The organism is Prevotella sp. P5-64 (genome assembly GCF_002251285.1).
Classification (GTDB): domain Bacteria; phylum Bacteroidota; class Bacteroidia; order Bacteroidales; family Bacteroidaceae; genus Prevotella.
In genome coordinates this window covers 60,727-86,180 of sequence record NZ_NPJK01000035.1, presented here as the reverse complement: position 1 = coordinate 86,180, position 25,454 = coordinate 60,727, and the positions used below count along the sequence as shown (strand labels likewise).

General features: G+C 47.6%; 21 protein-coding genes. 13 read left to right on the top strand and 8 right to left on the bottom strand.

What is annotated here, in order from left to right:
• Nucleotides 1–20 precede the first annotated feature (20 nt).
• The 4 genes from CIK87_RS06530 (at nt 21) to tsaA (ending at nt 3,477) form a co-directional block, all read left to right on the top strand.
• Nucleotides 21–563 carry a 2-oxoacid:acceptor oxidoreductase family protein gene (locus tag CIK87_RS06530; RefSeq protein WP_022311033.1) on the top strand — a complete coding sequence of 181 codons (543 nt, stop codon included), beginning with the start codon at nt 21–23 and terminating at the stop codon, nt 561–563.
• A gap of 155 nt (nt 564–718) precedes the next feature.
• Nucleotides 719–1,918 (top strand): mannonate dehydratase, encoded by a 1,200-nt coding sequence (uxuA, locus tag CIK87_RS06525; protein ID WP_022311032.1) that lies wholly within the window; start codon nt 719–721, stop codon nt 1,916–1,918.
• A gap of 1 nt (nt 1,919) precedes the next feature.
• Nucleotides 1,920–2,732: an SDR family oxidoreductase gene (locus tag CIK87_RS06520; RefSeq protein WP_094386460.1), complete on the top strand. Its 813-nt coding sequence runs from the start codon at nt 1,920–1,922 to the stop codon at nt 2,730–2,732.
• Nucleotides 2,733–2,802: 70 nt separating this feature from the next.
• Nucleotides 2,803–3,477, top strand: a complete 675-nt coding sequence (tsaA, locus tag CIK87_RS06515) for a tRNA (N6-threonylcarbamoyladenosine(37)-N6)-methyltransferase TrmO (RefSeq protein WP_022311030.1) — start codon at nt 2,803–2,805, stop codon at nt 3,475–3,477.
• 334 nt (nt 3,478–3,811) lie between these two features.
• Here tsaA and CIK87_RS06510 read toward each other — a convergent pair whose 3' ends face one another.
• Nucleotides 3,812–5,869: a family 20 glycosylhydrolase gene (locus CIK87_RS06510; RefSeq protein ID WP_094386457.1), complete on the bottom strand. Its 2,058-nt coding sequence runs from the start codon at nt 5,867–5,869 to the stop codon at nt 3,812–3,814.
• A gap of 27 nt (nt 5,870–5,896) precedes the next feature.
• On the bottom strand, nt 5,897–10,345 hold the full coding sequence (locus CIK87_RS06505; protein ID WP_144008136.1) for a translocation/assembly module TamB domain-containing protein: 4,449 nt from the start codon (nt 10,343–10,345) through the stop codon (nt 5,897–5,899).
• Nucleotides 10,346–10,512: 167 nt separating this feature from the next.
• Here CIK87_RS06505 and CIK87_RS06500 point away from each other — a divergent pair, with 167 nt between their 5' ends.
• From CIK87_RS06500 to cdd, 8 genes are all read left to right on the top strand, one after another.
• Nucleotides 10,513–11,862: a Na(+)-translocating NADH-quinone reductase subunit A gene (locus CIK87_RS06500; RefSeq protein WP_094386453.1), complete on the top strand. Its 1,350-nt coding sequence runs from the start codon at nt 10,513–10,515 to the stop codon at nt 11,860–11,862.
• A gap of 3 nt (nt 11,863–11,865) precedes the next feature.
• The gene (locus CIK87_RS06495) at nt 11,866–13,020 is read left to right on the top strand and encodes an NADH:ubiquinone reductase (Na(+)-transporting) subunit B (RefSeq protein ID WP_094386451.1); all 1,155 of its coding nucleotides are present in this window, start codon (nt 11,866–11,868) and stop codon (nt 13,018–13,020) included.
• An 11-nt stretch (nt 13,021–13,031) separates the two neighbouring features.
• Complete coding sequence (nqrC, locus tag CIK87_RS06490) at nt 13,032–13,739, top strand: NADH:ubiquinone reductase (Na(+)-transporting) subunit C (protein WP_094386449.1); 708 nt, start codon at nt 13,032–13,034, stop codon at nt 13,737–13,739.
• 24 nt (nt 13,740–13,763) lie between these two features.
• The gene (locus CIK87_RS06485; RefSeq protein WP_022311024.1) at nt 13,764–14,387 is read left to right on the top strand and encodes an NADH:ubiquinone reductase (Na(+)-transporting) subunit D; all 624 of its coding nucleotides are present in this window, start codon (nt 13,764–13,766) and stop codon (nt 14,385–14,387) included.
• A 6-nt stretch (nt 14,388–14,393) separates the two neighbouring features.
• Nucleotides 14,394–15,020 carry an NADH:ubiquinone reductase (Na(+)-transporting) subunit E gene (gene nqrE / locus CIK87_RS06480; protein WP_022311023.1) on the top strand — a complete coding sequence of 209 codons (627 nt, stop codon included), beginning with the start codon at nt 14,394–14,396 and terminating at the stop codon, nt 15,018–15,020.
• 18 nt (nt 15,021–15,038) lie between these two features.
• The gene (gene nqrF, locus CIK87_RS06475; protein ID WP_094386446.1) at nt 15,039–16,307 is read left to right on the top strand and encodes an NADH:ubiquinone reductase (Na(+)-transporting) subunit F; all 1,269 of its coding nucleotides are present in this window, start codon (nt 15,039–15,041) and stop codon (nt 16,305–16,307) included.
• 270 nt (nt 16,308–16,577) lie between these two features.
• A complete protein-coding gene (locus tag CIK87_RS06470; RefSeq protein ID WP_254045999.1) occupies nt 16,578–17,837 on the top strand; it encodes a right-handed parallel beta-helix repeat-containing protein in 1,260 nt (419 codons plus the stop codon).
• A gap of 2 nt (nt 17,838–17,839) precedes the next feature.
• Complete coding sequence (gene cdd / locus CIK87_RS06465) at nt 17,840–18,322, top strand: cytidine deaminase (protein WP_094386442.1); 483 nt, start codon at nt 17,840–17,842, stop codon at nt 18,320–18,322.
• A gap of 7 nt (nt 18,323–18,329) precedes the next feature.
• Here cdd and CIK87_RS06460 read toward each other — a convergent pair whose 3' ends face one another.
• The 4 genes from CIK87_RS06460 to CIK87_RS06445 are packed head-to-tail and all read right to left on the bottom strand — an operon-like array spanning nt 18,330 to nt 22,257.
• The gene (locus CIK87_RS06460) at nt 18,330–19,517 is read right to left on the bottom strand and encodes an MFS transporter (RefSeq protein WP_094386440.1); all 1,188 of its coding nucleotides are present in this window, start codon (nt 19,515–19,517) and stop codon (nt 18,330–18,332) included.
• A gap of 11 nt (nt 19,518–19,528) precedes the next feature.
• Nucleotides 19,529–20,605, bottom strand: coding sequence for a bifunctional histidinol-phosphatase/imidazoleglycerol-phosphate dehydratase HisB (gene hisB, locus CIK87_RS06455; RefSeq protein WP_094386438.1), 1,077 nt, complete (start codon nt 20,603–20,605; stop codon nt 19,529–19,531).
• A complete protein-coding gene (locus CIK87_RS06450; RefSeq protein WP_094386436.1) occupies nt 20,577–21,500 on the bottom strand; it encodes a hypothetical protein in 924 nt (307 codons plus the stop codon). Before CIK87_RS06450 ends, hisB begins: the two co-directional genes overlap by 29 nt.
• Nucleotides 21,490–22,257 (bottom strand): RNA methyltransferase, encoded by a 768-nt coding sequence (locus CIK87_RS06445; protein ID WP_094386434.1) that lies wholly within the window; start codon nt 22,255–22,257, stop codon nt 21,490–21,492. Before CIK87_RS06445 ends, CIK87_RS06450 begins: the two co-directional genes overlap by 11 nt.
• Nucleotides 22,258–22,334: 77 nt before the next feature.
• Between CIK87_RS06445 and CIK87_RS06440 the strand changes: the two genes are divergently transcribed.
• Entirely contained in the window at nt 22,335–24,536 is a 2,202-nt protein-coding gene (locus CIK87_RS06440) for a BamA/TamA family outer membrane protein (RefSeq protein WP_094386432.1), read from the top strand.
• Here CIK87_RS06440 and CIK87_RS06435 read toward each other — a convergent pair.
• Both CIK87_RS06435 and rpmA read right to left on the bottom strand, forming a co-directional pair.
• A complete protein-coding gene (locus tag CIK87_RS06435) occupies nt 24,490–24,951 on the bottom strand; it encodes a hypothetical protein (protein WP_094386430.1) in 462 nt (153 codons plus the stop codon). The genes CIK87_RS06440 and CIK87_RS06435 overlap by 47 nt on opposite strands.
• A gap of 211 nt (nt 24,952–25,162) precedes the next feature.
• Nucleotides 25,163–25,453, bottom strand: a complete 291-nt coding sequence (rpmA, locus tag CIK87_RS06430; protein ID WP_022311013.1) for a 50S ribosomal protein L27 — start codon at nt 25,451–25,453, stop codon at nt 25,163–25,165.
• Between the last annotated feature and the right edge of the window lies 1 nt (nt 25,454).

Here is a 25,454-nt window from a genome sequence, read left to right as displayed (position 1 = left end):
ATTATTAAAGGAAATCTATTATGAAAACAGAGATAATAATAAGTGGATTCGGAGGTCAGGGCGTTCTTTCTATGGGTAAGATACTTGCTTATTCCGGACTTATGGAGGGCAAGGAAATCACCTGGATGCCCGCATACGGCCCAGAGCAGCGTGGTGGAACTGCCAATGTTACAGTTATTGTGAGCGACGAGCGCATCTCTTCTCCCATCTTGAGCAAGTATGATGTCGCCATTGTTCTGAACCAGCCTTCGCTTGACAAGTTCATGCCCAGAGTGAAGAAGGGCGGCATCTTGATTTACGATGGATTTGGTATTGCCAATGCGCCAGTAAGAGACGATATTCAGATTTATCGCATCGATGCCATGGACAAGGCAGCAGAGATGAAGAATACCAAGGTGTTCAACATGATAGTCCTCGGAGGTCTGCTCAAAGTATGCCCAGTTGTCAGCACCGATGGATTGAATAAGGCCCTGTACAAAAGCCTTCCCGAGCGCCATCACAAGTTGATTCCTCTCAACATGGAAGCCGTAGAAGAGGGTATGAAGATTATCCAGAAAATCTAAATCCTGCAGCGCAGAACTTTAGAGTCTATAATAAAAAGGTTAAAAGCTATAGCTTTTGACCTTTTTTCTTTTTTTTAACCGCATTATTCTTCGTTTGGTTAAAATTAGTGTTATCTTTGCAACATCAACAATATAATGAAAAACTATTAAAGATAATGGAAAGAACTTGGAGATGGTTTGGCAAGAACGACAAGATTACTCTTGCCATGTTAAGGCAGATAGGTGTGCAAGGTATTGTCACCGCGCTTCACGATGTGCCTAACGGTGAGGTGTGGACGCGTGAGAAGATACACGACCTCAAGGCATATATCGAAAGTTATGGTATGCGATGGAGCGTTGTAGAGAGCCTTCCCGTGTCTGAATCAATAAAATACGCCGGCAAAGACCGCGATGAGCTGATTGAGAAGTATAAAGTCAGCCTTCGCAACTTGTCTGCAGAGGGCATTCATACCATTTGTTATAATTTCATGCCCGTTCTCGATTGGGCGAGGACCGATTTGAGCCACCCCAATCCCAATGGCACCACCAATCTGTACTTTTCTCATGCCCAGTTTGCCTATTTCGACATCTGTATACTGCAGAGGGCAAATGCCAAGAATGACTATTCACAAGAGGTCTTGGACGAGGTGGAAAAGCTGAAGCAGACCATGACTCCGGAAGACAACCATAATCTGGTGGAGAATATCATTGTAAAAACCCAAGGCTTCGTCTCAGGCAATATCTCTGAGGGCGACGAGCACCCCGTTGAACTCTTCCGCGAGCTGCTTGACCTCTATAAAGGTATAACCAAGGAACAGCTGCGCGAGAATATGCGCTACTTCCTGGAAGCCATCATGCCCGTCTGCAACGAATGTGACATGTATATGTGCGTGCACCCCGACGACCCACCTTTCCCCATCCTGGGTTTGCCGCGTATCGTCACCAACAAGGAAGACATCCAATGGTTCCTTAATGCCGTAGATGACCCTCACAATGGTCTGACTTTCTGTGCCGGAAGCCTTTCTGCCGGAATTCACAACAACGTGGTAGAGATGGCGCGCCAGTTCAGCAGCCGCACTTGGTTTGTCCATCTGCGCTCTTGCCACATTTTCGACAACGGCGATTTCACCGAAGCCAGCCACTTGGGCGGTCGGGCAGACCTTATCGAGCTCGCCCGTATCTTTGAGAAGGAAAATCCCAACCTCCCCATGCGTGTAGACCACGGCATGACCATGTTGGGCGACGACGAGCGCGGCTATAACGCCGGTTACAGCTTCCTCGGGCGCATGTTTGCCATGGGGCAGGTCCAGGGCATATTGGCCACCGTCGACAGAGAGTTAGGAATAGAATACAGTCAACCTGGTTTTTTTGAATAGTATGAACAATTTATTTGATATCCGCGATTATGTAGTAGTGATAACCGGCGGAACAGGCGTGCTGGGTCGCTGCATCGGCAAATACCTGGCACTCAATGGCGCAAAGGTAGTCCTCCTGGGACGCAAAGCCGAAGTTGGAGCAGAGATAGTAGCCGATATCCAGGCCGAGGGCGGCAATGCCAAGTTTATGAAGTGTGATGTGATGAACCAGGAGATGGTTCAGGCCACTTGCGACGCCATTGTGGCTGAGTATGGTCGTGTCGACACGCTTCTCAATGCAGCCGGAGGCAACCAGAAGGGAGCCACAATCGGCCCCGAACAGAACTTCTTCGATTTGGATCCATCCCAGTTCCAGAGCGTACTCAATCTAAACCTCGTAGGTACCGTCATCCCTACCCAGGTGTTTCTCAAACCGATGGTGGCACAAGGCAAGGGCTCGATTATCAACTTCTCCTCTATGGCAGCCTTCCGCCCCCTGACCCGCGTGTGTGGCTATGCGGCAGCCAAGGCCGGCATCTCCAACTTCACCGAATACATGGCTCACGAGTGTGCCAAGAAGTTTGGCGAGGGAATAAGAGTCAACGGCATTGCGCCTGGTTTCTTCATCACCGACCAGAACCGTGCGCTGCTTACCAATCCCGATGGAACCTATACCCAGCGTGGTCAGGACGTGATACGACAGACTCCGTTCGGACGCATGGGCCAGCCAGAGGAGCTCTGTGGAACTATCCATTACCTGATGAGCGATGCCAGCAAGTTTGTCACCGGCACCGTGGCTGTGGTAGATGGTGGTTTCAACATCTTTGCTATGTAACAGATTTTTTAATCATATATCCCTCTTTCAGAAGTAGGTCTTGAAAGAGGGATTTATATATATGTAGATTATGAATATTGAACCTATAGCTTATTTTCATTCCCCTTTCCACTCCAAGTTTGGCATTCCCAAGCAGAGCGGACTGGTCGAAGAACTTGAAGGCTCAATAGTCTTTTGTCCAGAGTATCGTAATGCTGACGCGCTGCGTGGTCTTGACGAGTTTGATTATCTTTGGCTGATTTGGGGCTTTTCTGCCAACAAGCATGCCGCCACCTCGCTCGTTGTGCGACCGCCGCTGTTGGGCGGCAATGAGAAGATGGGAGTCTTTGCCACGCGTTCGCCGTTCCGACCCAATGCCCTGGGCTTGTCGTCGGTACGCATCAGCCGAATAGAGACCGACACTACCCGTGGGCCGGTGATTACGGTGGTGGGCGCCGACCTGATGGATGGCACGCCTATATACGACATCAAACCCTACATACCTTATGCCGACAGCCACCCTGAGGCTAAAGGTGGATTTACCGACACCCATGCCATCTGCCGTTTGACCGTGGTAATTCCCGACTGCTTTCATCACCTTTTCAGTCAAAGCCAGCTCCAGGCTCTCTATAAGGTGCTCGAACTCGACCCCCGTCCGCATTACCACAAGAGCGGACAGAAGGAGTATGGCATGCCCTATATGGACTATGATGTCCATTTCTCGGTCAATGATGGCGTATTGACCGTCACGGATGTCGTCAAGTAGATTTTCCACCAGTGCAAGCTGTATCTGAGCCATCGGCAAATCGTTGTCGATGCGCCTCATCCCGATGTAGTTCAATTCTGGGTTGGATGCGTGGCATGAATTCCAGAAATCGTGCTTGGAAACAATAAGCTCAAAGTCTGAAATATCCGTTTCATACTTTAAACTTAATTTTAATTGATACTCCAGACATTAGTGCATTTCTGACGATTGCTTCATCCTATGCTGCGGAGTGGGGGAGAAAGTTTGCGAGGCCGCTTATGCATGTAATATCATAGAAAACCCCGAACACAGGTTTGCGTACCTGTGTTCGGGGTTGAGCGTTCAGGAAGATATCCTAATTGACTATAATCTCGTCGGTAAAGAGCCAGGCTCCGTCGCGGTAGTTCTTGTGGGCTACCATGCGGACGTAACGCGCCTTGCCGTTGTAAACGGTTCCGTAGATCTTGAAGAGCAGGGCGTCGTAGCCTTCGGGTATGTCGCAATGGATGGTGGCCACGTGGTCATATTTGCTGCCATCTTCCGATACATAATAATCTACCTTCTCCGGGGCGTATACCCATGGTCCGGTCGAGTGCATGAAGTTGGCGCCGATATAGTGGATGTCCTTGACGGCTCCCAGGTCTACTACCACGTCCATATTGTCGGTGGTGCCTTGCCAGCGGCGGTCTGTATAAGTCCATCCGCCAACGATACCGTCGGTAAGTGTGACATCTCCTGCTGCCTTCCACTTGTCGCCGTATGGTATGTTGTATTTTACCTTGCATCCCTTGGCCAGATGGTCTATCTGGGTCTTGCTCTCAGGACGGTTACCATATTCATGGGCGAGGTCAAAGGTCTTGTAACCATCGGCCTTCATCATCTCGCAGAGACCGAGGGCGCGCTTCTTAAAACTGTCATATTGCTTGAGATTGGCGTTGGTCCATCCTGTCTCGGCAATGGCAAACGCGCGTGGATAGTACATATACTCGGCGTGGCTGTCGTCGGGGATATACTCGCTCCACAGGTTGCCCTGGATGCCCAGGAGATGGCGCTTCTGCGTGTCTGTCAGTGTGGCGCCGGGATTGTAGTCATACACCTGCTTGAGCGGGGTGTAGCCACCTATAGAGAGCGGCTCCTTGAACGGAGCGTCCTGCGTATAGTCGAGATAGCAGTATTCGCCGGGAGTCATGATGGCATCGTGGCCGTCGTTGATGGCCTTGATACCGCCGTCGGTGCCTCTCCACGACATCACGGTGGCATTGGGCGTGAGTCCGCCTTCGAGTATTTCGTCCCAACCTATAATCTGGCGACCGCGCTGGTTGACATATTTCTCTATGCGGTTGATGAAATAGCTTTGCAGTTCGTCTACGTTCTTCAGCTGCAGGCTCTCCATGCGCTTCTTGCAGTCGGCACACTTGTGCCAGCCACCCTTGGATGCCTCGTCGCCACCGATATGGATGTAGGGGGAAGGGAAAAGGTCGATGACTTCATCGAGCACATTCTGGAGGAAAGTAAAGGTGGCTTCTTTGCCGGCACAGAAATCGTAGTCGGTATATGCCTTTCCGCTGCACGAGATTTCGGGGTAGGCCGATGTCACCTCTTCGCTGTGGCCGGGCATCTCTATCTCGGGTATTACCGTGATATGTCGCTTGGTGGCGTAGGCCAGAATTTCACGGATGTCGTCTTTGGTGTAATAACCGCCATAAGCCTCGTTGCTGAAGTCGCAGTATTTCTTGCCTTGGGCAACCCAGTCCATCCATTTGCGCTCTCTGCGCCAGGCGGCAAACTCAGTGAGTCTGGGGTATTTGTCTATCTGGATGCGCCATCCCGCTCCGTCGGTAAGGTGAAGGTGCATCACGTTGAGTTTCAGCATGGCCATAGCGTCGAGTTGCTTCAGCAGAAACGCCTTTGGACGGAAATGGCGTGACACGTCAAACATGAGTCCACGCCAACGGTAGGCGGGCGAGTCGTTGATGATGCAGCACTGCAGTCTACGCTGCTGCGCCGCCATCTGCATCAGTGTCTGGATGGCGTAGAATGCGCCAGCCTCGGTCTGGGCCTCAATGCGTATCTGGCGGGGAGCGATGCTGAGCGTGTAGGACTCGTCGGTATAGCTGCCAGTGGGAACAGACTTCTTGCTTTTGATAACAATTCCGATGTCGGCCTTGGCATAATTGGCGGCTTGGTGCAGTCTGAGTTTGCAGTCTTGCAGATAAGATGCCAGAGTCTGGCTGCTGCCTTTGATATAAAAAGTCGCCCCGCTCCCGGGCAGGGTATATTCACCCGATTTGATGGTGATGCCGTTGGGCAGAGGGGTTACGCCCGAGGGGACAGCCGTTTCGGCGGCACTGGCCACACCGGGACATACACACATGATGCAGAGCATGATGTAGGAAAACAATGAAAATCTCATAGTCAATAGCTTGATTGTTAGTAATTATTATTGTTGTTTGTTCTTTCGTTTGTCTTTAGCTTTCTTGGCCTTCTTCTTAGCCTTCTTGTCCTTCTTCTGAGAATGCAGTCCCAACAGGTCACGCCAGCCATTGAAGTCTCTCTTCAATATAATGCCAAGGCCCTGGGTATTAAGACTGTTCTTGGTGAAGTAGCGGTCATTGGTCTGGTTGTAAACCCTCACGGCGAGGTTGCCGTTGGGATAGATAAGATACTGAAGGTCAAAGTCGCCGATGAAACTGGTAGTCGCATTGGCGTTGTCGCGATAGCCGAACTGGCCGTTGAACAACAGGCGGTTGTTGAGCATGCGTCCGCTGAGCAGGCCCTCGTATTCGGCGTTGTTCCATCCCTCATCACCCGTCGAAATGTTGGCCCCGAAATTCCAGTTGTCGTTCTTGGTGACCGTGTTGAGGATGGTATTCAGCTGCTGGCTGATGGTACCACTGAGAATACTTTGCATAGCCAGCGATGTGCGGCTCTGCTGCTGGGTTGTCAACGATGAGTTGCTGTTGTTGTTCTGTGAATAGAAACGCCCAACGGCAAGAAGATAGAGCACCTGTTGGTTCATACCTTCCTCGCTGTTGATGAGCTGCGTAATCATCTGCTTGGCGTCATTGCTCACGGTGGGCAGGTCGAGTCCGAAGTCAACCTTGGGCATAATCGGCGTTCCGGTGATGTTCATCAGGCAGTTTACGCGGATATTGTTGCTGGTAAACGATTTGCCGACGTTCAAGTCTGACAGGCTCACGCCGTTGACTGCATATTGGGCCTTGAGCTTGAGGATGGCATCCATAGGGTCGCCGCCGAAACCGATGGTTCCACCGGGGAGGAACTGGAAGTCGCGGCGTATGATGTTCTGGATGGTCAACTTGTAGACGCCACTCTCTACCTCGTAGGTGCCAAACATGTCGAAGTCGCCCTTATTAAAATAGGTGGCGCGTATCGAACCATTGCCGTGGAGGGCTATGTAGTCGCCCGACTGCTTGTCCATGAGCACCCGGAGCGTGGCATCGGGGGTACAGTCAATCTGCAGATTGAGGTGGATGTCGCTGGCGATGTCTATCTCGCTCTCGGTGTCTTGCTCGACCTCGTTGTGGCGGGTATTGGCAGCCAGTTTCAGGCTGTCGCGGTCTTGCCAGTGTATGAAAGACTGGTTGCTGATGCTCTCGGGGCTCGACGCGTTGTATTCTATGAATGAGCCTTTCTGCGGAGTGGCATGAGCGTCGATGACAACCTCACCACTCTTTCCCTTGATGCGGCAGTCGCCAGTGGCAAATACGGTTCCGAAGAATGTCTGGTCGCCATAGGTCTTGAAGTCGTAGGCCAGGAGATTGTTGGCAGTAACACCTATGTCGTAGGTCATACGGGTAAGGTGCTTGTGGTATATCGCCCCGTTGACAACACCACGGTTGCCGTTGCGGTCCATAATGTTGCAGTTGGCCAATCTTATTTCGTCGGGCACCAGTTTTACGGGGCAGGCTTCAAGGGTGTAGGTGGTGTTGAGAGGCTTGATGTCCATGGAGCCATCGGCAATGGCGTTGCCCTCAAGGTTAACTTCACTCAAATCGCCGAATACCCTGATATTTCCATTAATACGCAGATTGGTATTGTGCATGAAACTGCCGCAGAAACTCTCAATGAATTCTCCACGCGTGTTGTTTGCCTTGATGTTCAAGTCGATATAATTGCGCTGCGGTGATACATATCCGTGAATGTATGTGCGTGAATCGTTCTCGTCGAAAGCCGTCGCATCGATGTCGAGCTGCTCTTTCTGATGGTTGAGCGCCACATTGGCGGTGAGGATACCCATGCGTCCGTCTTCAAACTTGAAGTCGCGCACCCAGAGGTCGCCTCGCATGTCGGGCTTGCCAAACAGTGAAGAGATATGTGCCAGTCCGGTGGCTTTGCCGGCAAACTCTACCGAGTGGAAGTTGATGAGATTGAGTATATAGCTCACATCGACATCGTGCAGGTCGACGGTCAGCGTGTCGTTGGCATTTGGGGTAGCTTCACCGTTGATGATGATGTGCTGCTTGTTGTGCTCGACCGACAAGTGGTTGACCGTGAGGTGGTTCTCGTAATAATTGATGCTTGCCGGTTTGACATGCCATACGCTGTCGCCAATGGCGATGGTAGAGGGTTGGATGTTGATGTTGGCCGTGGCCATGCCGTGATGGTTGTTGTAGAAGTTGGCCTCGGTATTGATGATTCCGGAGAAGTTGCTCTTGCCGTTGTTCTCAAAGGATAGCAGGGTATGCAGCTTGTTGTCCTCGGCCAGCGCGTGGATGTTCCAATAGGTGCCGCCATCGTTCTTGCCTACCTGCTGCAGATGGGCAAAGGCTTCGAGCACGTCATCTGGCGAGGTAAGGCGGATGTAGCCTCGCTCATAGCTGCTTTTGCCATAATCAAACGAGGGAAGGTTGAGGGTCATTTCTATCTTACGATTGCTGTCTCTCACGCTGCCTTCCAGGGTCAGGGGGCGCTTGAGATTTAATGGGATGCCTAACAGCGAGTTCAGCCAGTCGGACTTGACGATTTGGGCATTGATTTGGAAATCGTTATCTATATTGTGGTTCATTTTGGGCAAGCCTGGGAGGGTAGGGAGCTTGCTTCCGACTATGTTGGTGAGACTCTGCAGCAGTGTGGCGTAGTTGTAGCGTCCTGTAACCTTGATGTTTCCGAAATCGCTGTTCATCGCCAGCTCATGCACGTTGTCATTACGCTGTGCATTGATGGTCAACTGGGATAGGTGGTAGTCTCTGTTTCCGCCCTTGACATTGAAGTTGGATACAGACACCGAGCCCAAGGCGCTGTTGAAATTGGAACCGTGGATGTCGGCTTCGATGTCGGCATCAATTGTGGCATCCTTGAATTGGTCTGTAAGATTGAGTCGGGCAAGGTTCAATCCTCTGATTCTGGCTTCGATAGAAAAGTCGGGTGTCTTAGCCTTCTTCTTTTTACCGAAGGCTACCACATTGGCGTTGGGGTCATCAATGCTGATTTCTCCATGGTCATATTGGCCGTCTGCGTTGTATTTCAGGGCGATATTCTGGTATCTATATCCGTTGTAGTCAAACTTGGTTACATTTCCGTTGACACTTTTGAGCTCATATTTGCCATTGGCGTGCAGCGCTTTGAAATCCAGCTGTCCGTCAAGTTCTCCTAAATTGTCCTGGTTGGCAATGATGCCGATGTTCAAGTCTTTGGCATCTATTCTTCCGCTTGTCAAGTGATTGATAGCCTTGGCTTTTAGGCTGACTGTGCCAATGGCCGTCGACAGATTGGCATCGGCGGCGATGTCGGCGCCTTGCCCGCTGAATTTTCCATGCAGCGTGGTCTGGCCGATATGACCGACAAATTCTGGCAACTGGATTTTGGGCGCGAGGGCATCCGTGAAGTATTTTACCGCCTCAGCATCCATCGTAAATCTGGATATGACGGCCGACCAACGAGGCGTTTTTTTCCAATCTTGTAACTCTCCGCGGGCCTCAAGCGAGACATCGTTACCCTGATGGATGGCAATACTCTTTAGCTTCAGTGATGACGATGTTCCGCTAAGGGCACCGCGCAATGACAATGGGCGTGAAAAATCTTTGAGGAAGGCTGTCAATGGAGCAAAATCGGATGGGGTAATGGTGCCCGACAATCCTCCTTGATATTCTAACGAAGAAGGAATCATCCCCTGTTCATTGCATTGATAAGCAAGATCCAACTCGGGTATCATAATTTTGCTTTGGGGCGTCTCCAACATAAACTCCCTGAGCGCGGCATGGCTCTGGTTAGCCACAAGGCTGAAAGTAAAGTCGTTGATCTCCAGTCCGCTCTGTTCGACGCAAGAGAACTTTTTGGTGTATATATTCAAGGAATCGTTGCTCAGTTTGTTGAGCATAATATGGGTACTTATCTTGTCGATGTTGATATGGCTGGGGGAAAAAAGCTGGGTTCGGGCAATGTATTTCTCATCATAAATGACATGGCCGTTGCGTATAACGAGAGACTTGATGGCGAGGTCGAGCGTGCTCTTGGTCTCCGTATCTTTGGAGGCCAATGAGTCCAGCACAAACTGGAAATTGGGCTGCTTGTCGGGGGCGGACTTGTAGAGGCGCGCCTGCAGGGCAAAGAGTTGGGCGGATGTAATTGTGATGCGGCCTCGCGAAAGGTCTATGATGTCAAACTTGGCGGAAATGCGTCCTGCCTTCAGCATGTCAACCTGCTCCTTATCATATATAACTACATTGTCGATGATAAGGCGGTTTAAGAAACCTATATCAACACGCCCGATTTTAACTTTGGTACCTAACTTGTCGCCTACAGCTTCGGCTACCTTCTTGCCAATGAAACTCTGCACCGACGGAGTGTGCGTCAGTATCGCAAGAGATATGACGAATCCACAAACAAGCCATATCGAGACGTTGAAAAACCTTTTAATTCTTGTCACATTAACAATTATGAAGTACAAAATTACAAGTTTTTCTTAACCTATACTGAAATATATTTGTTTTTTTTTCCATGTCTGCGGTTTTTTGAGTATTTTTGCATAGGTTTTTTGGAATCAATAGGTATTAAAACTGACGTTTATTAGAATACATTAATATATTTACTTGTATGGCAAATGTAATTAGATTGCGTAAGGGCCTTAACATAAATCTCAAGGGACGGGCTTCGGAGCAAGTGTCAAAGGCGGTCGTGTCTGGTGAATATGCTCTTGTTCCTGACGGGTTTGTCGGCGTTACGCCCAAAGTCGTAGTGCATGAAGGCGATTATGTAAAGGCTGGTGATGCGCTTTTCGTGAACAAGCATTATCCTGATGTTAAATTTTCCTCTCCTGTCAGCGGACAAGTTGTCGCGGTCGAACGTGGTGAGCGACGTAAAGTGTTATGCGTTAAGGTCAAGGCCGAAGACGAACAGCACTATCAGAGTTTTGATACTCTTGATGTCAAGGCAGCCGAAGGTTCGCAAGTGATAGACCTTCTGCTCAAAGCAGGTCTCTTCGGATACATCAACCAGTTGCCTTACGCCGTCTCTACAAATCCGACGGTTATGCCTAAGGCAATCTTCGTATCTGCCTTGAGGGATATGCCTCTTGCAGCCGACTTTGAGGTTGAACTCAAGGGTAACGAAGAGGCTTTCCAAACGGGTCTTACTGCTTTGTCGCGTATCGCAAAGACATATCTCGGAATCGGAGCAAAACAGCAGGCTGCGGCTTTGGTCAATGCAAAGAATGTAGAGGTAAATGTCTTTGACGGCCCGTGTCCAGCAGGTAATGTAGGTGTACAGGTAAACCACATAAATCCTGTCAACAAGGGCGAGGTGGTTTGGACTGTTAACCCATCTGCAGTGATTTTCTTCGGAAGATTGTTTATGACCGGTAAGGTGGACTTGACACGTACAATCGCAGTTGCTGGAAGTATGGTGAAAGAACCTTCTTATGTGTCAACCCTGGTGGGCACTCCGTTGTCGGTTATTCTTGATTCCAAATTGACCACTAATGAGCATGTGCGTATCATCAATGGTAATCCATTGACAGGTGTGAAGTCTTCTTTGAACGATTTCTTGAGTCCATGTGCATCCGAGGTTACCGTAATCCCAGAAGGAGACAATGTGAACGAAATCTTGGGTTGGATAATGCCAAGATTTGGTCAGTTCTCTACATCTAAGAGCTATTTCAGCTGGTTGTGTAAAGGTAAGGAATATGACCTCGATGCACGTATCAAGGGTGGAGAGCGCCATATGATTATGAGCGGTGAATATAACAAGGTTCTGCCTATGGACATATATGCCGAGTATCTCATCAAAGCTATCATAACAGGCGATATAGACCGTCAGGAGCAGCTTGGAATCTATGAAATTAGTCCTGAAGACTTTGCCGTTGCCGAATTTGTTGATTCATCTAAACTTGAACTGCAAAGAATTGTACGTGACGGATTGAATGTTTTACGTAAAGAGAATGCTTAAGATATGAATTTAAAGAACATTTTTGACAAAGCAAGACCGCAATTTGAGAAAGGTGGGAAATATCATGCTTTCTGGAGCCTGTTTGATGGCTTTGAAAGTTTCTTGTTGGTCTCCAACTCTACCTCTAAAAGTGGTGTAAACATACATGATGCGATTGATTCCAAGCGCATTATGAGTATGGTAGTTATTGCCTTGCTGCCCGCGTTGCTGTTTGGCATGTACAATGTGGGTTACCAGAATTATGCGGCGGCAGGTACCTTGGCGTCCGCCAGCTTTATAGAAGTATTAGCCTATGGTTTCTTGGCTGTAATCCCAAAGGTATTGGTCAGCTATATAGTTGGCCTTGGAATCGAGTTTGCCTGGGCGCAGTGGAAGCACGAAGAAATACAGGAGGGCTATTTGGTATCTGGCATCATTATTCCCCTGATTATCCCTGTTACAACTCCGTTGTGGATGATGGCGGTTGCCATTGCTTTTGCTGTGATAATTGCCAAAGAAATCTTCGGTGGAACCGGCATGAACTTCCTTAATGTTGCACTCGTAGCACGAGCATTCCTCTTCTTCTCTTATCCTTCTAAGATGAGCGGTGAGAGTGTATGGGTTGCCAATGATACCATTTTTGGTCTTGGAAACCAGCTTGCTGACGGCTTTACAATGGCTACGCCTCTGGGCTTGATGGGCCAACATCTGCCGACCAATACCTCTCTGATGGATATGATTGTAGGTCTGATGCCCGGTAGTATCGGCGAAACATCCGTAATTGCTATAGGAGTCGGAGCCATAATTCTCCTGTGGAGTGGAGTGGCCAGTTGGAAGACCATGTTGAGCGTTTTCCTTGGCGGAGGCTTGACAGCTGCCTTGTTCCAGTCACTTGGCTTGTCACCCCTCGCATGGTACGAGCATCTCTTCTTGGGTGGTTTCGCTTTTGGTGCTGTATTTATGGCAACGGATCCAGTTACATCGGCACGCACAGAAACCGGAAAATGGATATATGGCTTTTTGATAGGTTTTATGGCGATAATCATACGTCTTTTCAACCCGGGATATCCAGAGGGAATGATGCTTGCCATCCTATTCATGAATGTCTTTGCTCCATTGATTGACTACTGTGTTGTCGAGCGCAACGTATCAGCAAGAATCAAACGTATTAATAAATAGGAGAAACGATTATGAAACTAAATACAAATTCAAATACATACATTCTTGCATACGCGTCTCTCTTGGTCATTGCCGTGGCATTTGTTCTGGCTTACTTCTCTCAGACGCTGAAACCCATTCAGGATAAGAATGTGGCATTGGACAAAAAGAAGCAGATTATAGCTGCCCTGAACATCCGTGATGTCAATGACAATCAGGTAGAAGAGTATTATAACAAGCTCGTTGAAGCCGACGAAATCATCAATGAGAAGAATGAAGTTCTTTCAGCTGGCAAGCCCGGCGGAGAGAATGATGGTTTCAAGCTCAATGGCGGTGATTTCAAAGCCGGTAAGCTCGCTCTGTTTGTATGCAATGTAGACGGACAAAAGAAATATGTAATGCCAGTCTATGGCATGGGCCTTTGGGGCGGCATTAGTGGATATATTGCCATCAACGCGGATAAGGAAACCATTTATGGCGTTTACTTTAACCACGAAGGTGAGACCGCTGGTCTGGGAGCCGAAATCAAGGATAACCAGAAGTGGCAGCAGCAGTTCTGTGGCAAGCATCTCTTTGCTGATGGTAATCAGGATGCTGTCGCTCTCTCTGTCTGCAAGAAGGTTGACAATCCTGCTACTCAAGTAGATGGAGTAAGTGGAGCCACTCTGACTTGCGATGGTGTTACCCGCATGATTCACGAAGGACTTGGCAAGTACCTTGTTTTCTTAAAGGATAAATAATGTATACATATAAAATCAAAGATTATGTCATTATTCAACAAACAAAATAAAGAGGCATTGATTAATCCCCTCAATCTGGACCATCCGATTCTTGTCCAGGTGTTGGGAATCTGCTCTGCTTTGGCTGTTACTTCCCAGCTTAAGCCTGCGATAGTAATGGGATTGGCAGTGACGGTTATTACCGCTTTTGCCAATACTATCATTTCTATTATCCGCAATACGATACCTATGCGTATTCGTATTGTCGTACAGCTTGTTGTCGTTGCTGCATTGGTAACGATTGTCAGCCAGATACTCAAGGCCTTTGCCTACGATGTAAGTGTGCAGCTGTCTGTATATGTAGGTCTGATTATCACCAACTGTATCCTCATGGGACGCCTCGAAGCATTTGCCATGACCAACAAGCCATGGCCATCATTCCTCGATGGTATCGGAAACGGTCTTGGTTACGCCATGGTGCTGGTCATTGTCGGTGGAATCCGCGAGTTGCTTGGCCGCGGCACCCTGCTTGGCATGGACGTCATCCCTGGTTTCGTTTACGATTTCGGGTATGTCAACAACGGCATGATGACTATGCCTGCAATGGCGTTGATACTTTTGGGATGCGTTATTTGGGTACACCGTGCATTTTTTTACACTGAAAAATAAATCATTATGGAACATGCTTTAAGCTTATTACTCCGTTCTATTTTTGTAGATAATATGATCTTCGCATTCTTCCTCGGAATGTGCTCATTCCTTGCGGTTTCGAAGAATGTGAAGACCTCATTCGGACTCGGTGCTGCAGTTACATTCGTGCTGTTGGTCACCGTGCCTGTCGATTACTTGCTTCAGACTAAAGTATTAGGTCCCGACTGTCTGGTCGATGGCGTTGACCTCTCATATCTCAGCTTCATCATCTTCATTGCGGTGATTGCCGGTATCGTGCAGTTAGTTGAGATGGTTGTCGAGAAGTACAGTCCGTCTCTTTATGCTGCACTGGGTATCTTCTTGCCTTTGATAGCTGTAAACTGTGCCATCATGGGCGCATCGCTTTTCATGCAACAGCGTATCAACATGGACCCATCCAATTCTCAGTATATCGGTAGCGTAGTTGATGCATTGGTTTATGCTTTGGGCTCAGGTATCGGATGGACTCTGGCCATCGTGGCCATGGGTGCCATACGAGAGAAGCTGCAGTATAGCGATGTGCCTCGTCCGCTTCAGGGCCTCGGCATCACATTTATTATAGTAGGACTCATGGCTATGGCTATGATGTGTTTTAGCGGTCTGAAAATTTAATAGAGCAGGAATATAATTATGGAACAGTTTATATTGTTAAGTATCGGAGTCTTTCTCTTGATTATACTCCTTTTGGTCATTGTGTTGCTTGTCGCAAAGAAGTATCTGAGTCCAAGCGGCAATGTGACTATCACGATAAATGGCGACAAGCAGCTTTCTGTAGAACAGGGAAATAGCCTGATGTCAACCCTGAATGAGAACGGCATCTTCCTGCCTTCTGCATGTGGTGGTAAAGCAAGTTGCGGTCAGTGTAAGGTTCAGGTTCTGTCTGGCGGAGGTGAGATTCTCGATTCAGAGCGTCCACATTTTACCCGCAAGCAGATTAAAGAGCATTGGCGTCTGGGATGTCAGTGCAAAGTGAAGGGCAATCTCGACATCCGCGTGCCTGATAGCGTGATGGGCGTGAAAGAGTGGGAGTGCACCGTCATTTCCAACAAGAACGTCTCAAGTTTCATCAAGGAATTCAAGGTTGCTCTGCCTCCTGGCGAGCACATGGACTTTGTTCCCGGTTCCTACGCCCAAATCACGATACCTGCTTACGATTGCATAGACTATAATGTGGATTTCGATAAGAATGATATCGGCGAAGACTATATCAAGGCCTGGGAAAAGTTCAACATCTTCTCGCTCAAGGCACATAACCCCGTGCCCACAGTGAGAGCATACTCGATGGCCAACTATCCTGCCGAGGGAGATATCATCACCCTTACCGTGCGTATTGCCACAACTCCGTTCCTGCCCCGTCCGCAGGTCGGCTTCCAGGATGTTCCCACAGGCATCGGCTCTTCCTATATCTTTAGCCTGAAGCCCGGTGACAAAGTTATGATGAGCGGCCCTTACGGAGATTTCCATCCCAACTTCACTTCTGGTAAGGAAATGATATGGATTGGTGGCGGTGCAGGAATGGCGCCATTGCGTGCACAGATTATGCACATGACCAAGACGCTCCAGACAAGAGACAGAGAGATGCATTTCTTCTATGGTGCGCGCGCGCTGGGCGAGGCCTTCTTCCTGGAAGACTTCTGGGAACTTGAGAAGGAATTCCCCAACTTCCATTTCCACTTGTCGCTCGACCGCCAAGACCCCAAAGCCGATGCTGCAGGTGTAAAGTATTATACCGGATTTGCGGTTAACTGCATCCGCGATACCTACTTGAAGGATCATGAGGCACCAGAAGATTGTGAATACTATCTCTGCGGTCCTCCCATGCTGATTAAGACAGTAACAGATTATCTCGACAGTCTCGGCGTTGATAAGGATGCAATTATGTACGATAACTTCGGTTAAATTCATAGAAGGATTGGTGTCGTTACGTCTGAAAAGGCGCGGCACCAATCTTTTCATATAAAATAAATAGTGACAGAAGGGCAATAAATCTTGCATCGGGACGTTTTATAGTTAATGAAAAAGCTGTTTATTGTTTGGCTTCATGCGCTATTGGGCATTTTTATAGTATCATGCGATGATGATACTTTTACAATGTCATCCTCGGCAGTCCTTTCTTTTTCTGCCGACACCGTCAATGTTGATACGATTTTCAGTAATACCCCTTCCTCCATGCGCTCATTTTGGGTCTACAATCGCAACGATGCAGGATTGCGTTGTACCTCGGTGCGTCTGGAGCGCGGCAACCAAAGTGGATTCCGTGTCAATGTGCGTGGCGAATATCTTGGTGCCGAGGTCGGTTATCAGACCAACAATATAGAACTCTACAAAGGCGACAGCCTGCGTGTCTTTGTCGAAGTTACGCCCAAGACCCAAAGAGAGCCAGGCCCGCAGTTGATAGAAGACAAACTTACATTTCTTCTTGAAAACGGTGTGAGCCAGACGGTATGTCTCAAGGCATATTCCTGGAACGCCAAGACTTTTGACAAGCTCGATATCACTCGCGATACAACTATTTATGATGCCAATCCGATTCTTATACGGGGAGGAATCCACGTATCCCAAGGAGCTACGTTGCAAATACATGCAGGTACAACCCTCTATTTCAATTCTCAAGCCGGCATAGAGGTTGATGGCACGCTGCGTTCGTTGGGAACCAAGGACGCCCCGGTTGTCCTTCGTGGCTCAAGGCTTGACCGCATGTTCCCCTATCTGCCCTACGATAGAGTTTCGGGTCAGTGGCAGGGCATCAAGTTCAATGCGGAGTCGTATGAAAACGACATCGAGTACACCGATATACATGGCGCCTTCAACGGCATCGTTGCCGATTCGGCCGACATTGACAAGACCAAACTTTCCATCAGACAGTCTACGATACACAATTGCCGTGGCGTAGGATTGTCTTTGAATTACGTCAAGGCAATCGTAGAGAATTGCCAAATCACCAACACCCTTCTGCCTTGTGTCTATGTGAAGGGCGGCGACGTGACCATCAATCATTCTACCATCGCCCAATTCTATCCTTTTGATGGCAATCGCAAACAAGCGTTTACCTTTGAAAGTCCTATTGCACGTCTATTATGTCGCAATAGTATCATCACAGGTTATTCTGATGACGAAATTAATGGTTTAACGGCAGAAGATTGTCATTTCAAATTTGAAACTTGTATAATTCGTACTCCGAAAATAGTAACTAAAGACAGCATTTATTTTATAAACGTGGTCTACGAAGATATTGCCGACACCATACGCTTTGGGAAGAAACACTTCAAGACGATAGACACGCGCAATCTCGTCTATGATTTCTCTCTCGACAGCATCAGTGGGGCTATAGACAAGGCCGACCCTGCCACCTCTCTTCCTATTGACAGACACGGCACCCCGAGAGACCCCAAACCCGACATTGGAGCATTTGAATATAAACAACAATAACTATGAAAGAGTTCAAGATAGAAGTCAACGTAAAGGTTTATCAGTATGATGAACTTTCTGTAGAAGACAAAGAACTTGTGGAACGTGCCAAGGATGCCACTCGTCATTCCTATGCACGTTATAGCCGTTTCTATGTGGGAGCGGCACTGCGACTGGAGGATGGCACCATTCAAATAGGCGCCAATCAGGAGAATGCTGCTTTCCCCTCAGGCTTATGCGCCGAGCGGTCAGCCATATTTGCAGCACAGTCGATGCAGCCCCATCTCGCTATTACTACACTTGCCATCGCAGCCCGCAATGATTCGGGCTTCATCCTTACGCCCATTACTCCTTGCGGGGCTTGCCGCCAGGTGATATTGGAAATGGAAGACCGCTACAACCGACCTATACGCATCCTGCTGTATGGTGAGAATGGCGTATACGAACTGAGCAGTGTCAAGGACTTGCTGCCCTTGTCATTTGTAGATGCCAATATGAAGTTCTGAAACGAAGCTAAAACACATCCTCGTTAAGATTGTGCTTCAAGAAGAAACGTCGTGCTGCTGTGAAGAATAGCAGCACGCCTATGCCATTTACCACTGCAACCATCCAGAAGGCTGCCGTATAATCAAAGAGTTCGGCTATCATACCACCTGCCAAGATGCCTATACCGAAACCGAAATCCCACGAAGTCAATATCGATGAATTGGCTGTCCCTCTCTCATTGTGATGGGCCACATTGATAAACATATTCAGGAAGCCGGGATACATATGGCCGTTGCCCAGACCTATAAGTATGGCTGAGATGTAATAGCCGTACGGGAATGGCATGGCGACAAACAGGGTGTAACCCAACAGGGATAGCAACATGCCATGGGCGGTATTGCGGGTTATATAGCCTTTTCGCAGAGCTTTGGCCCCTTGCAATCGCGACAGGAACAATCCCACCGAGAGGAGCATGAAATAAGTGCCGGTGCCATCCATCACACCGTATTTCTCTTTGCTGTATATGGCAAGATAGTTGCTCAGCACTCCAAAGCAAAAACCGAACAGTGCAATGTTGATGGCCAGCAGCCATGCCCTTGTGAGGAAGAATCGGTCGAGAGACAGTTTTTTGTTGGTTTGGACTGGGCGCCTCGTGCTGTTGGTTTCCAGTGTGGTCAATACTGCCAGTCCGATGAATGCAGTGATTAGGGCTACGCCGAAAAGCCATTTGAAGTCTTGCAGAATGTGATAAATGTACAGTCCGAATGACGGCGCAATAGCCATGGCGAGGTTATTGCTCAATCCGTAATAACCTATACCCTCATTGCGCCTTGACGAAGGCAGTACATCGATGGCACAGGTGGAATTGGCGACAGTGACTGCACCAAACGGCGCACCGTGCAGGGTGCGGACGATGGCGAAAGCCAACAGCGTGCCTGCCCAGAAATATCCTATAAAGCAGGCCGCAAACAGTGAGAAGAATATCAACAGTATGTGTTTGCGGTCGAAACTGTCAACCAGATAACCGCTGAAGGGTCGTATGATGAGCGCCGCGACCGTATAACCAGACAATACCATTCCGATAGTGTCTTTTGAGGCCGCAAAGTACTCATTAAGATATATAGGTAGGAGAGGGGTGAGCACATAAAAGGCAAAGTACAACATGAAGTTGGCAATCATCACCTTTATATAATTGCGGTTCCATAGTCTCTCCATACTGCTTCGATTTACAACATACCCTTAGTGGAAGGCAGTTCGTAATGATAGATGTCTCTACGCACTGCCATCTTGATAGACCTGGCAAAGGCTTTGAAGATGCCTTCTATCTTGTGGTGTTCATTGGTTCCTTCGGCCTTGATGTTGAGGTTCATTTTTGCAGAATCGGACAGGCTTTTGAAGAAGTGCAAGAACATCTCCGTAGGCATATCCCCGATTCTCTCCCTTCTAAATTCGGCATCCCATACCAGCCAGGGTCTGCCTCCAAAGTCGAGGGCCACCTGGCACAGGCAGTCGTCCATAGGCAGACAGTAACCAAAGCGCTCTATGCCTCGCTTGTCGCCGAGCGCTTTCAGGATACATTCGCCTATGACGATAGCTGTGTCCTCTATGGTGTGGTGCTCGTCTACGTTCAGGTCGCCTTTGGCCTTTACCGTCAAATCCACAGTGCCATGCTTGGCAATCTGCTCGAGCATATGGTCAAAGAATCCTATCCCAGTATCGATGTCGCTCTTGCCGCTTCCATCTATGTTCAGACTCACGTAGATAGAGGTCTCGCGGGTATCTCTCTTGATTTCGGCTATACGTTCTCCGCCCAGCAATATCTCAGATATCTTGTCCCACGAAGGGCAGTCGTCGCCCAGGATAAGGGCCTTGCATCCTAAGTTGTGGGCCAATTGTCTGTCGGTATCACGGTCGCCGATGACATAACTGTTAGGGAGGTCGTATTGGGCGTTGTCCATGTATTCCTTGAGCATGCCAGTTCCGGGCTTGCGCATGGGGGAATTGTCTTCAGGGAAATGGTTGTCGATGTGTTGGGCGTCAAATGTGATGCCCTCACCAGCCAAAGTGTTGAGGATGAAATTGTGGACAGGCCAGAAGGTATCTTCGGGAAATGAGTCGGTACCCAAGCCGTCTTGATTACTTACCATTACTAACTTGTAATCAAGATGTTCTTTGATGTATCTTAGGTTCTGGAAGACTCCAGGGACAAACTCCAGCTTTTCGAAGGAGTCAATCTGCTCGTCATCCGGCTCCTTGATAAGCGTGCCGTCTCTGTCAATAAATAAGATTCTCTGTGGTTTCATGTTGGTTTATCTCTTTAGCTTGTCTGTTCTTCTCTGCTTCGTGGACCGTTATCGAACCGCATACATAGCAAGTTGATAATAATTGCCACAGGGAGATGAAGGTTGTTATAAAACAACATACTATGCTGGTCGTTATGAGCATGAAATAGAAACCGGAAGGGGTTCCGTCCACGTCTCCATTGATTATACCAAGGGTGTTTTGTATGTTGGCCAACAATATGATGGTCAAAGGGGTCATAATGATTGCCGCCAGGACTCCAACGATTAATGTGGTAATCATCGTAGACAAGAACAGGAAGCCCCAATGGCGGATTCCTGTCTTATAGCCTGATTTGAAGACGCTGGCTAAACTTTCTTTTTGTTCCAATATATAATGGGTAAACGCATAAAGCAGCGGCAAAAGCAGGGCTGCAACGATGGCTATGACTGAAATCAACAGAATCAGCGCCAACCCGCTTGTTGCCTGTTCAGACATGTTGAATGTCGTCAACCATTTGTTCACGGTTTCGTAGATGACGCCTGTAAGACAACTATTTACAGCTAAACTGAACGCGACGAGAACTATGATTGGCGCGATGCAACGCTTAAGGTTGTTCTTGGTCTTTTCTCCATTGACAATGGCAAATGCCTTTGCCGCAGTCCACAGCCAGCTAACAAATAATAGGATGTACATTGTCACAAGGAAAAGCAAAGAAAGCCAGATGTTGGCGTTGCCAAGGTCATATATCTGCTTGTTTGGCGTGAATGACAAAAGAATTCCCGTAAAGGAAATTGACACGAGAAGCAAGGGTAACCAGGTGGTAAACAATATGGTTTTCAAATGGCTGAATGCCATTGCGGTTGCTTCCTTTAAGCACGCAGAAACGCTTCTGTTAACGTATATACTATCTTTCATAACTTATCCTTCTTTTAAATTCACTGCAAGTAATGGCTGTAGCAATGGCGACATTGAGACTCTCGGCAGTATCTCTTCCATCGGTAAAGTTGGGTATGAACAGACGCTCTGTGATAAGCGACTTGATAGGGTCAGAAATTCCTTTACCCTCATTGCCCATTATGATGATGCCATTGCTGCTAAGTTCTTTGGTATAAATATCTTCCCCGTTAAGTACTGTTCCATATATAGGCACATCCTCGGGTAGACTCTTGAGGAAAGAAAACAAATCAACGTAACTTATAGATATGTGGGCAATACTTCCCATCGTGGCTTGTACAACCTTGGGGTTGAAGACGTCAACCGTATCCTTGCTGCATACGATTTGAGTTATACCAAACCAATCTGCGATGCGTATGATTGTACCAAGATTTCCAGGGTCTTGTACTCCGTCGAGTGCAAGTATGATTTCCTTTGTAAATGTCGTTGGCAGTTCTGTTTGTGTTTGCGGAAATACTGCCAATACTTCTTGTGGATGCTGTAAGAAACTCAACTTCCTCAGTTCGTCTCCGGTAACTATGTATTCGTCGCAGTCACCATATTGTTTGGCAATACATGGAGGGTTCCACGCTTCAGTATGAACAAGTATCTTAGGGTCATGTTTGGCAAGCAAATCACCAACAACTTTAGGCCCTTCGGCAACAAACACCTGCTCATTATTACGGTATTTTTTCTGGTCTAATGATTTGATATATTTTATCTTTGCTTTACTGATCATTATTGCGAAAATATTTGTTGCAAAGTTAATAATTATTCTGTTGTTTTTTGTAATTTTGTGGAACTAATTGGAATGTTTTGAAATATATTAATCTATATATAGCTTTTTTTATAGCATTACTGTCGTCATGTAGTGCCTCAAAGTTCATATCCGAAAACGAGTACTTGTTGGATAAGGTAGAGTTGAAGTCAACCGAAAAAGGCTTTGACGCCGCCGTGCTTGGCCCCTACATCAAGCAGAAGGCCAACTCCAAGTGGTTCTCCATATTTAAGATACCATTGGCCACATATTCTTTAGCGGGAAAGGACACCGCCAAATGGATTAACCGTACCCTTCGCAATATTGGTGAAGAACCGGTCATTTATGATGTAAATCAGGCTCACCAGAGCCAGAGTGACCTCTTGGCAGCCATGCATAACATGGGGTATATGCATGCTTCGGTGCAATTGAATACGCGCACGAAGGGAAAGAAAATCACGGCTACATATACCATAACTCCGGGGCAAGCCTATTTCATTGACAATGTACATTATATAATTGACGATGACAGCATTGCCAATTTGCTAAAGATAGAGCAGCCCAATTCCAAATTCCATATAGCCAAAGGTACAAAGTTTAGTGTTGACAAGCTCGACAATATACGTAAGCGTATATCAGACTATCTGCTTAACAGCGGTTTTTACCGTTTCAACAAGGATTTTATTCAGTTCACTGTAGATAGCGCAGCCAACTCTCAGCTCCTTGATGTTACCATGCATCTCTATCCTTATCGTGCATACAACGATGCCCCTGCTGTTTTTCATCCGCGTTATAAGGTTGGACGGATTGACTATCATACAGATAACGCAAACGGATATTTGCGCAGAAAGATTATGCTCAACAATACGGCTTTAGTTCAGAACGATTTCTTCAGCGAACAGAAACTTCAGCGTACTTACAATAATTTTGCCAAACTTGGAGCTGTGCGTTATACGAATATCCAGTTTGAAGAGGTTCCTGACAGCCAAGTCTTGAACACGTTAATCGAGTTGACCATGAACAAGCCATCGTCTGTGTCATTCCAACCGGAAGGTACCAACACGGCCGGAGATTTGGGCGCGGCGGTTTCTCTTACATATACGAACAAGAACCTTTTTCATGGAAGCGAGTTGTTGAGCATTGAGTTGCGTGGAGCTTATGAAGCGATTAAAGGTCTTGAAGGATACAACGACCAGAACTACAAGGAATATGGAATAGAGACGCGTCTGGCATTCCCTCGCTTTGTTGCGCCATTCCTTTCTCATTCTTTTACTCGTAACAGTCAGGCTACTTCTGAGCTTTCTTTAAGTTGGAACTTGCAAAATCGTCCAGAATTTCACCGCCGAGTCTTCTCTGCCGCTTGGCGTTATAGATGGGAGGAGGCGCATCATAATCTGTCTTACCGCTTTGATTTGCTCGACCTCAATTATGTGTCAATGCCGTGGATAAGCGAGACTTTCAAGCGTGATTACTTGGACGACGAGGGCAATCGAAATGCCATTCTCCGTTACAATTACGAAGATCTGTTCGTTATGAAGCTCGGTTTCGGATTGAGTTATAATGATGGCAGTGATGCTGTTCGTGCCAATGTCGAGTCTTCGGGCAATCTGCTCAATTCATTGTCGCATATAGCCAAGTTTAAGACCAACTCCAATGGCCAGAACACGCTGTTTGGAATTGCATATGCCCAATACGCCAAGATGGATGTTGACTATACGCACCTTTTTAAGTTTGATGAGCACAACACTTTGGCTGCTCACATTGGATTGGGCATAGCTTATCCTTATGGAAACAGTAAGATTCTGCCCTTTGAGAAGCGGTATTTTTCGGGCGGAGCCAACTCTGTAAGAGGTTGGACTGTCCGTGGCTTGGGCCCAGGTAAGTTTAAGGGAAAAGATGGACGCATTGATTTCATCAACCAAACGGGTGATATGAAACTTGATTTCAATCTGGAGTATCGCACGCACATGTTCTGGAAGCTGGATGGCGCTGTATTTGTTGATGCAGGTAACATCTGGACATTGAAAGAATACACCGACCAGCCCGGAGGCAAGTTTGCCTTCAACGAGTTCTACAAACAGATAGCGGTGGCCTATGGTGTGGGCTTGCGCCTAAATTTCGACTATTTTATCTTGCGTATGGATATGGGCATGAAGGCCATTAACCCTGCCTATGAGTCCAAGGCAGAGCATTATGCATTGGTTCATCCCAATTTTAGTCGTGATTTTGCTTTTCATTTCGCGGTAGGGCTTCCATTCTGATTAGCCATGCACGCTTATCTTTTACCAATGTCCATTCGTAGATGCCTTCTTCACATTCTGCCGGAGGCTCTCCGAATCCGCGAGCTTCCATATAGTTGCTTACCCGCTGCTTCACGTAAGCCTGCCGCTCGTCTGGGCTATAATCTATTGAGATTATTTCCGTAGTAAGTTGGCTTTCCTTTGCCTTGAGTTGTTCTACATCACCTTCTCTGACTTGACTTGCTGCGAATTCCAGCCACTTTATCGATGGGGGAGTACAATACGCCGCCGCTTTGTCATATTGCCAGTTAAAGTAATATGTCGCAAACGAATCAACTCTTTCACTGATGCATTCATCTTCACTGACCGTTGTATGACAAGAGGCAATGAGTGACGTTACACCTATTATTATAAAGGGGACTATGATTTTCTTCATCTTTGTTTAAGCGGACTTAATAACAAATATTCATGATAATGTACTTTTAGCAGCCATGATGCTGTCTGTATGCAAAGTTAATCAAAGCGTGCCCGATAACAAAATAAATCTTATAATTTCTTCTGCGCGATGCGTTTATATATACGAGAAGAAGCCAATTCCGTATGGAACTGGCTTCTGTATTGTTTGTTTGGAATAAGTTGTTGTTTATTTAAGCTTCAGCTTTCTTAGTCTTCTCAGCGTAAACTTCGGGAGAGAGAACTGATACTGTGCTCTTGTTGCGTGAGCCCTTGTGGAAGTAAACCACACCGTCGGTCAATGCGTAAAGAGTATCATCCTTGCCCTGTGCTACATTCTCGCCTGGGAAGTGCTTGTTACCACGCTGACGAACGATGATGTTACCAGCGATGATTTTCTGACCACCCCAGATTTTAACGCCTAATCTTTGTGAAGCTGATTCACGGCCGTTCTTAGAACTACCAACACCTTTTTTATGTGCCATT

What these genes read in the sequence shown, in the direction of transcription:
- CIK87_RS06530 (WP_022311033.1), top strand. Translation starts at nt 21, where the DNA reads ATGAAAACAGAGATAATAATAAGTGGATTCGGAGGTCAGGGCGTTCTT.
- uxuA (WP_022311032.1), top strand. Translation starts at nt 719, where the DNA reads ATGGAAAGAACTTGGAGATGGTTTGGCAAGAACGACAAGATTACTCTT.
- CIK87_RS06520 (WP_094386460.1), top strand. Translation starts at nt 1,920, where the DNA reads ATGAACAATTTATTTGATATCCGCGATTATGTAGTAGTGATAACCGGC.
- tsaA (WP_022311030.1), top strand. Translation starts at nt 2,803, where the DNA reads ATGAATATTGAACCTATAGCTTATTTTCATTCCCCTTTCCACTCCAAG.
- CIK87_RS06510 (WP_094386457.1), bottom strand. Translation starts at nt 5,869, where the DNA reads ATGAGATTTTCATTGTTTTCCTACATCATGCTCTGCATCATGTGTGTA.
- CIK87_RS06500 (WP_094386453.1), top strand. Translation starts at nt 10,513, where the DNA reads ATGGCAAATGTAATTAGATTGCGTAAGGGCCTTAACATAAATCTCAAG.
- CIK87_RS06495 (WP_094386451.1), top strand. Translation starts at nt 11,866, where the DNA reads ATGAATTTAAAGAACATTTTTGACAAAGCAAGACCGCAATTTGAGAAA.
- nqrC (WP_094386449.1), top strand. Translation starts at nt 13,032, where the DNA reads ATGAAACTAAATACAAATTCAAATACATACATTCTTGCATACGCGTCT.
- CIK87_RS06485 (WP_022311024.1), top strand. Translation starts at nt 13,764, where the DNA reads ATGTCATTATTCAACAAACAAAATAAAGAGGCATTGATTAATCCCCTC.
- nqrE (WP_022311023.1), top strand. Translation starts at nt 14,394, where the DNA reads ATGGAACATGCTTTAAGCTTATTACTCCGTTCTATTTTTGTAGATAAT.
- nqrF (WP_094386446.1), top strand. Translation starts at nt 15,039, where the DNA reads ATGGAACAGTTTATATTGTTAAGTATCGGAGTCTTTCTCTTGATTATA.
- CIK87_RS06470 (WP_254045999.1), top strand. Translation starts at nt 16,578, where the DNA reads ATGCGCTCATTTTGGGTCTACAATCGCAACGATGCAGGATTGCGTTGT.
- cdd (WP_094386442.1), top strand. Translation starts at nt 17,840, where the DNA reads ATGAAAGAGTTCAAGATAGAAGTCAACGTAAAGGTTTATCAGTATGAT.
- CIK87_RS06460 (WP_094386440.1), bottom strand. Translation starts at nt 19,517, where the DNA reads ATGGAGAGACTATGGAACCGCAATTATATAAAGGTGATGATTGCCAAC.
- hisB (WP_094386438.1), bottom strand. Translation starts at nt 20,605, where the DNA reads ATGAAACCACAGAGAATCTTATTTATTGACAGAGACGGCACGCTTATC.
- CIK87_RS06450 (WP_094386436.1), bottom strand. Translation starts at nt 21,500, where the DNA reads ATGAAAGATAGTATATACGTTAACAGAAGCGTTTCTGCGTGCTTAAAG.
- CIK87_RS06445 (WP_094386434.1), bottom strand. Translation starts at nt 22,257, where the DNA reads ATGATCAGTAAAGCAAAGATAAAATATATCAAATCATTAGACCAGAAA.
- CIK87_RS06435 (WP_094386430.1), bottom strand. Translation starts at nt 24,951, where the DNA reads ATGAAGAAAATCATAGTCCCCTTTATAATAATAGGTGTAACGTCACTC.
- rpmA (WP_022311013.1), bottom strand. Translation starts at nt 25,453, where the DNA reads ATGGCACATAAAAAAGGTGTTGGTAGTTCTAAGAACGGCCGTGAATCA.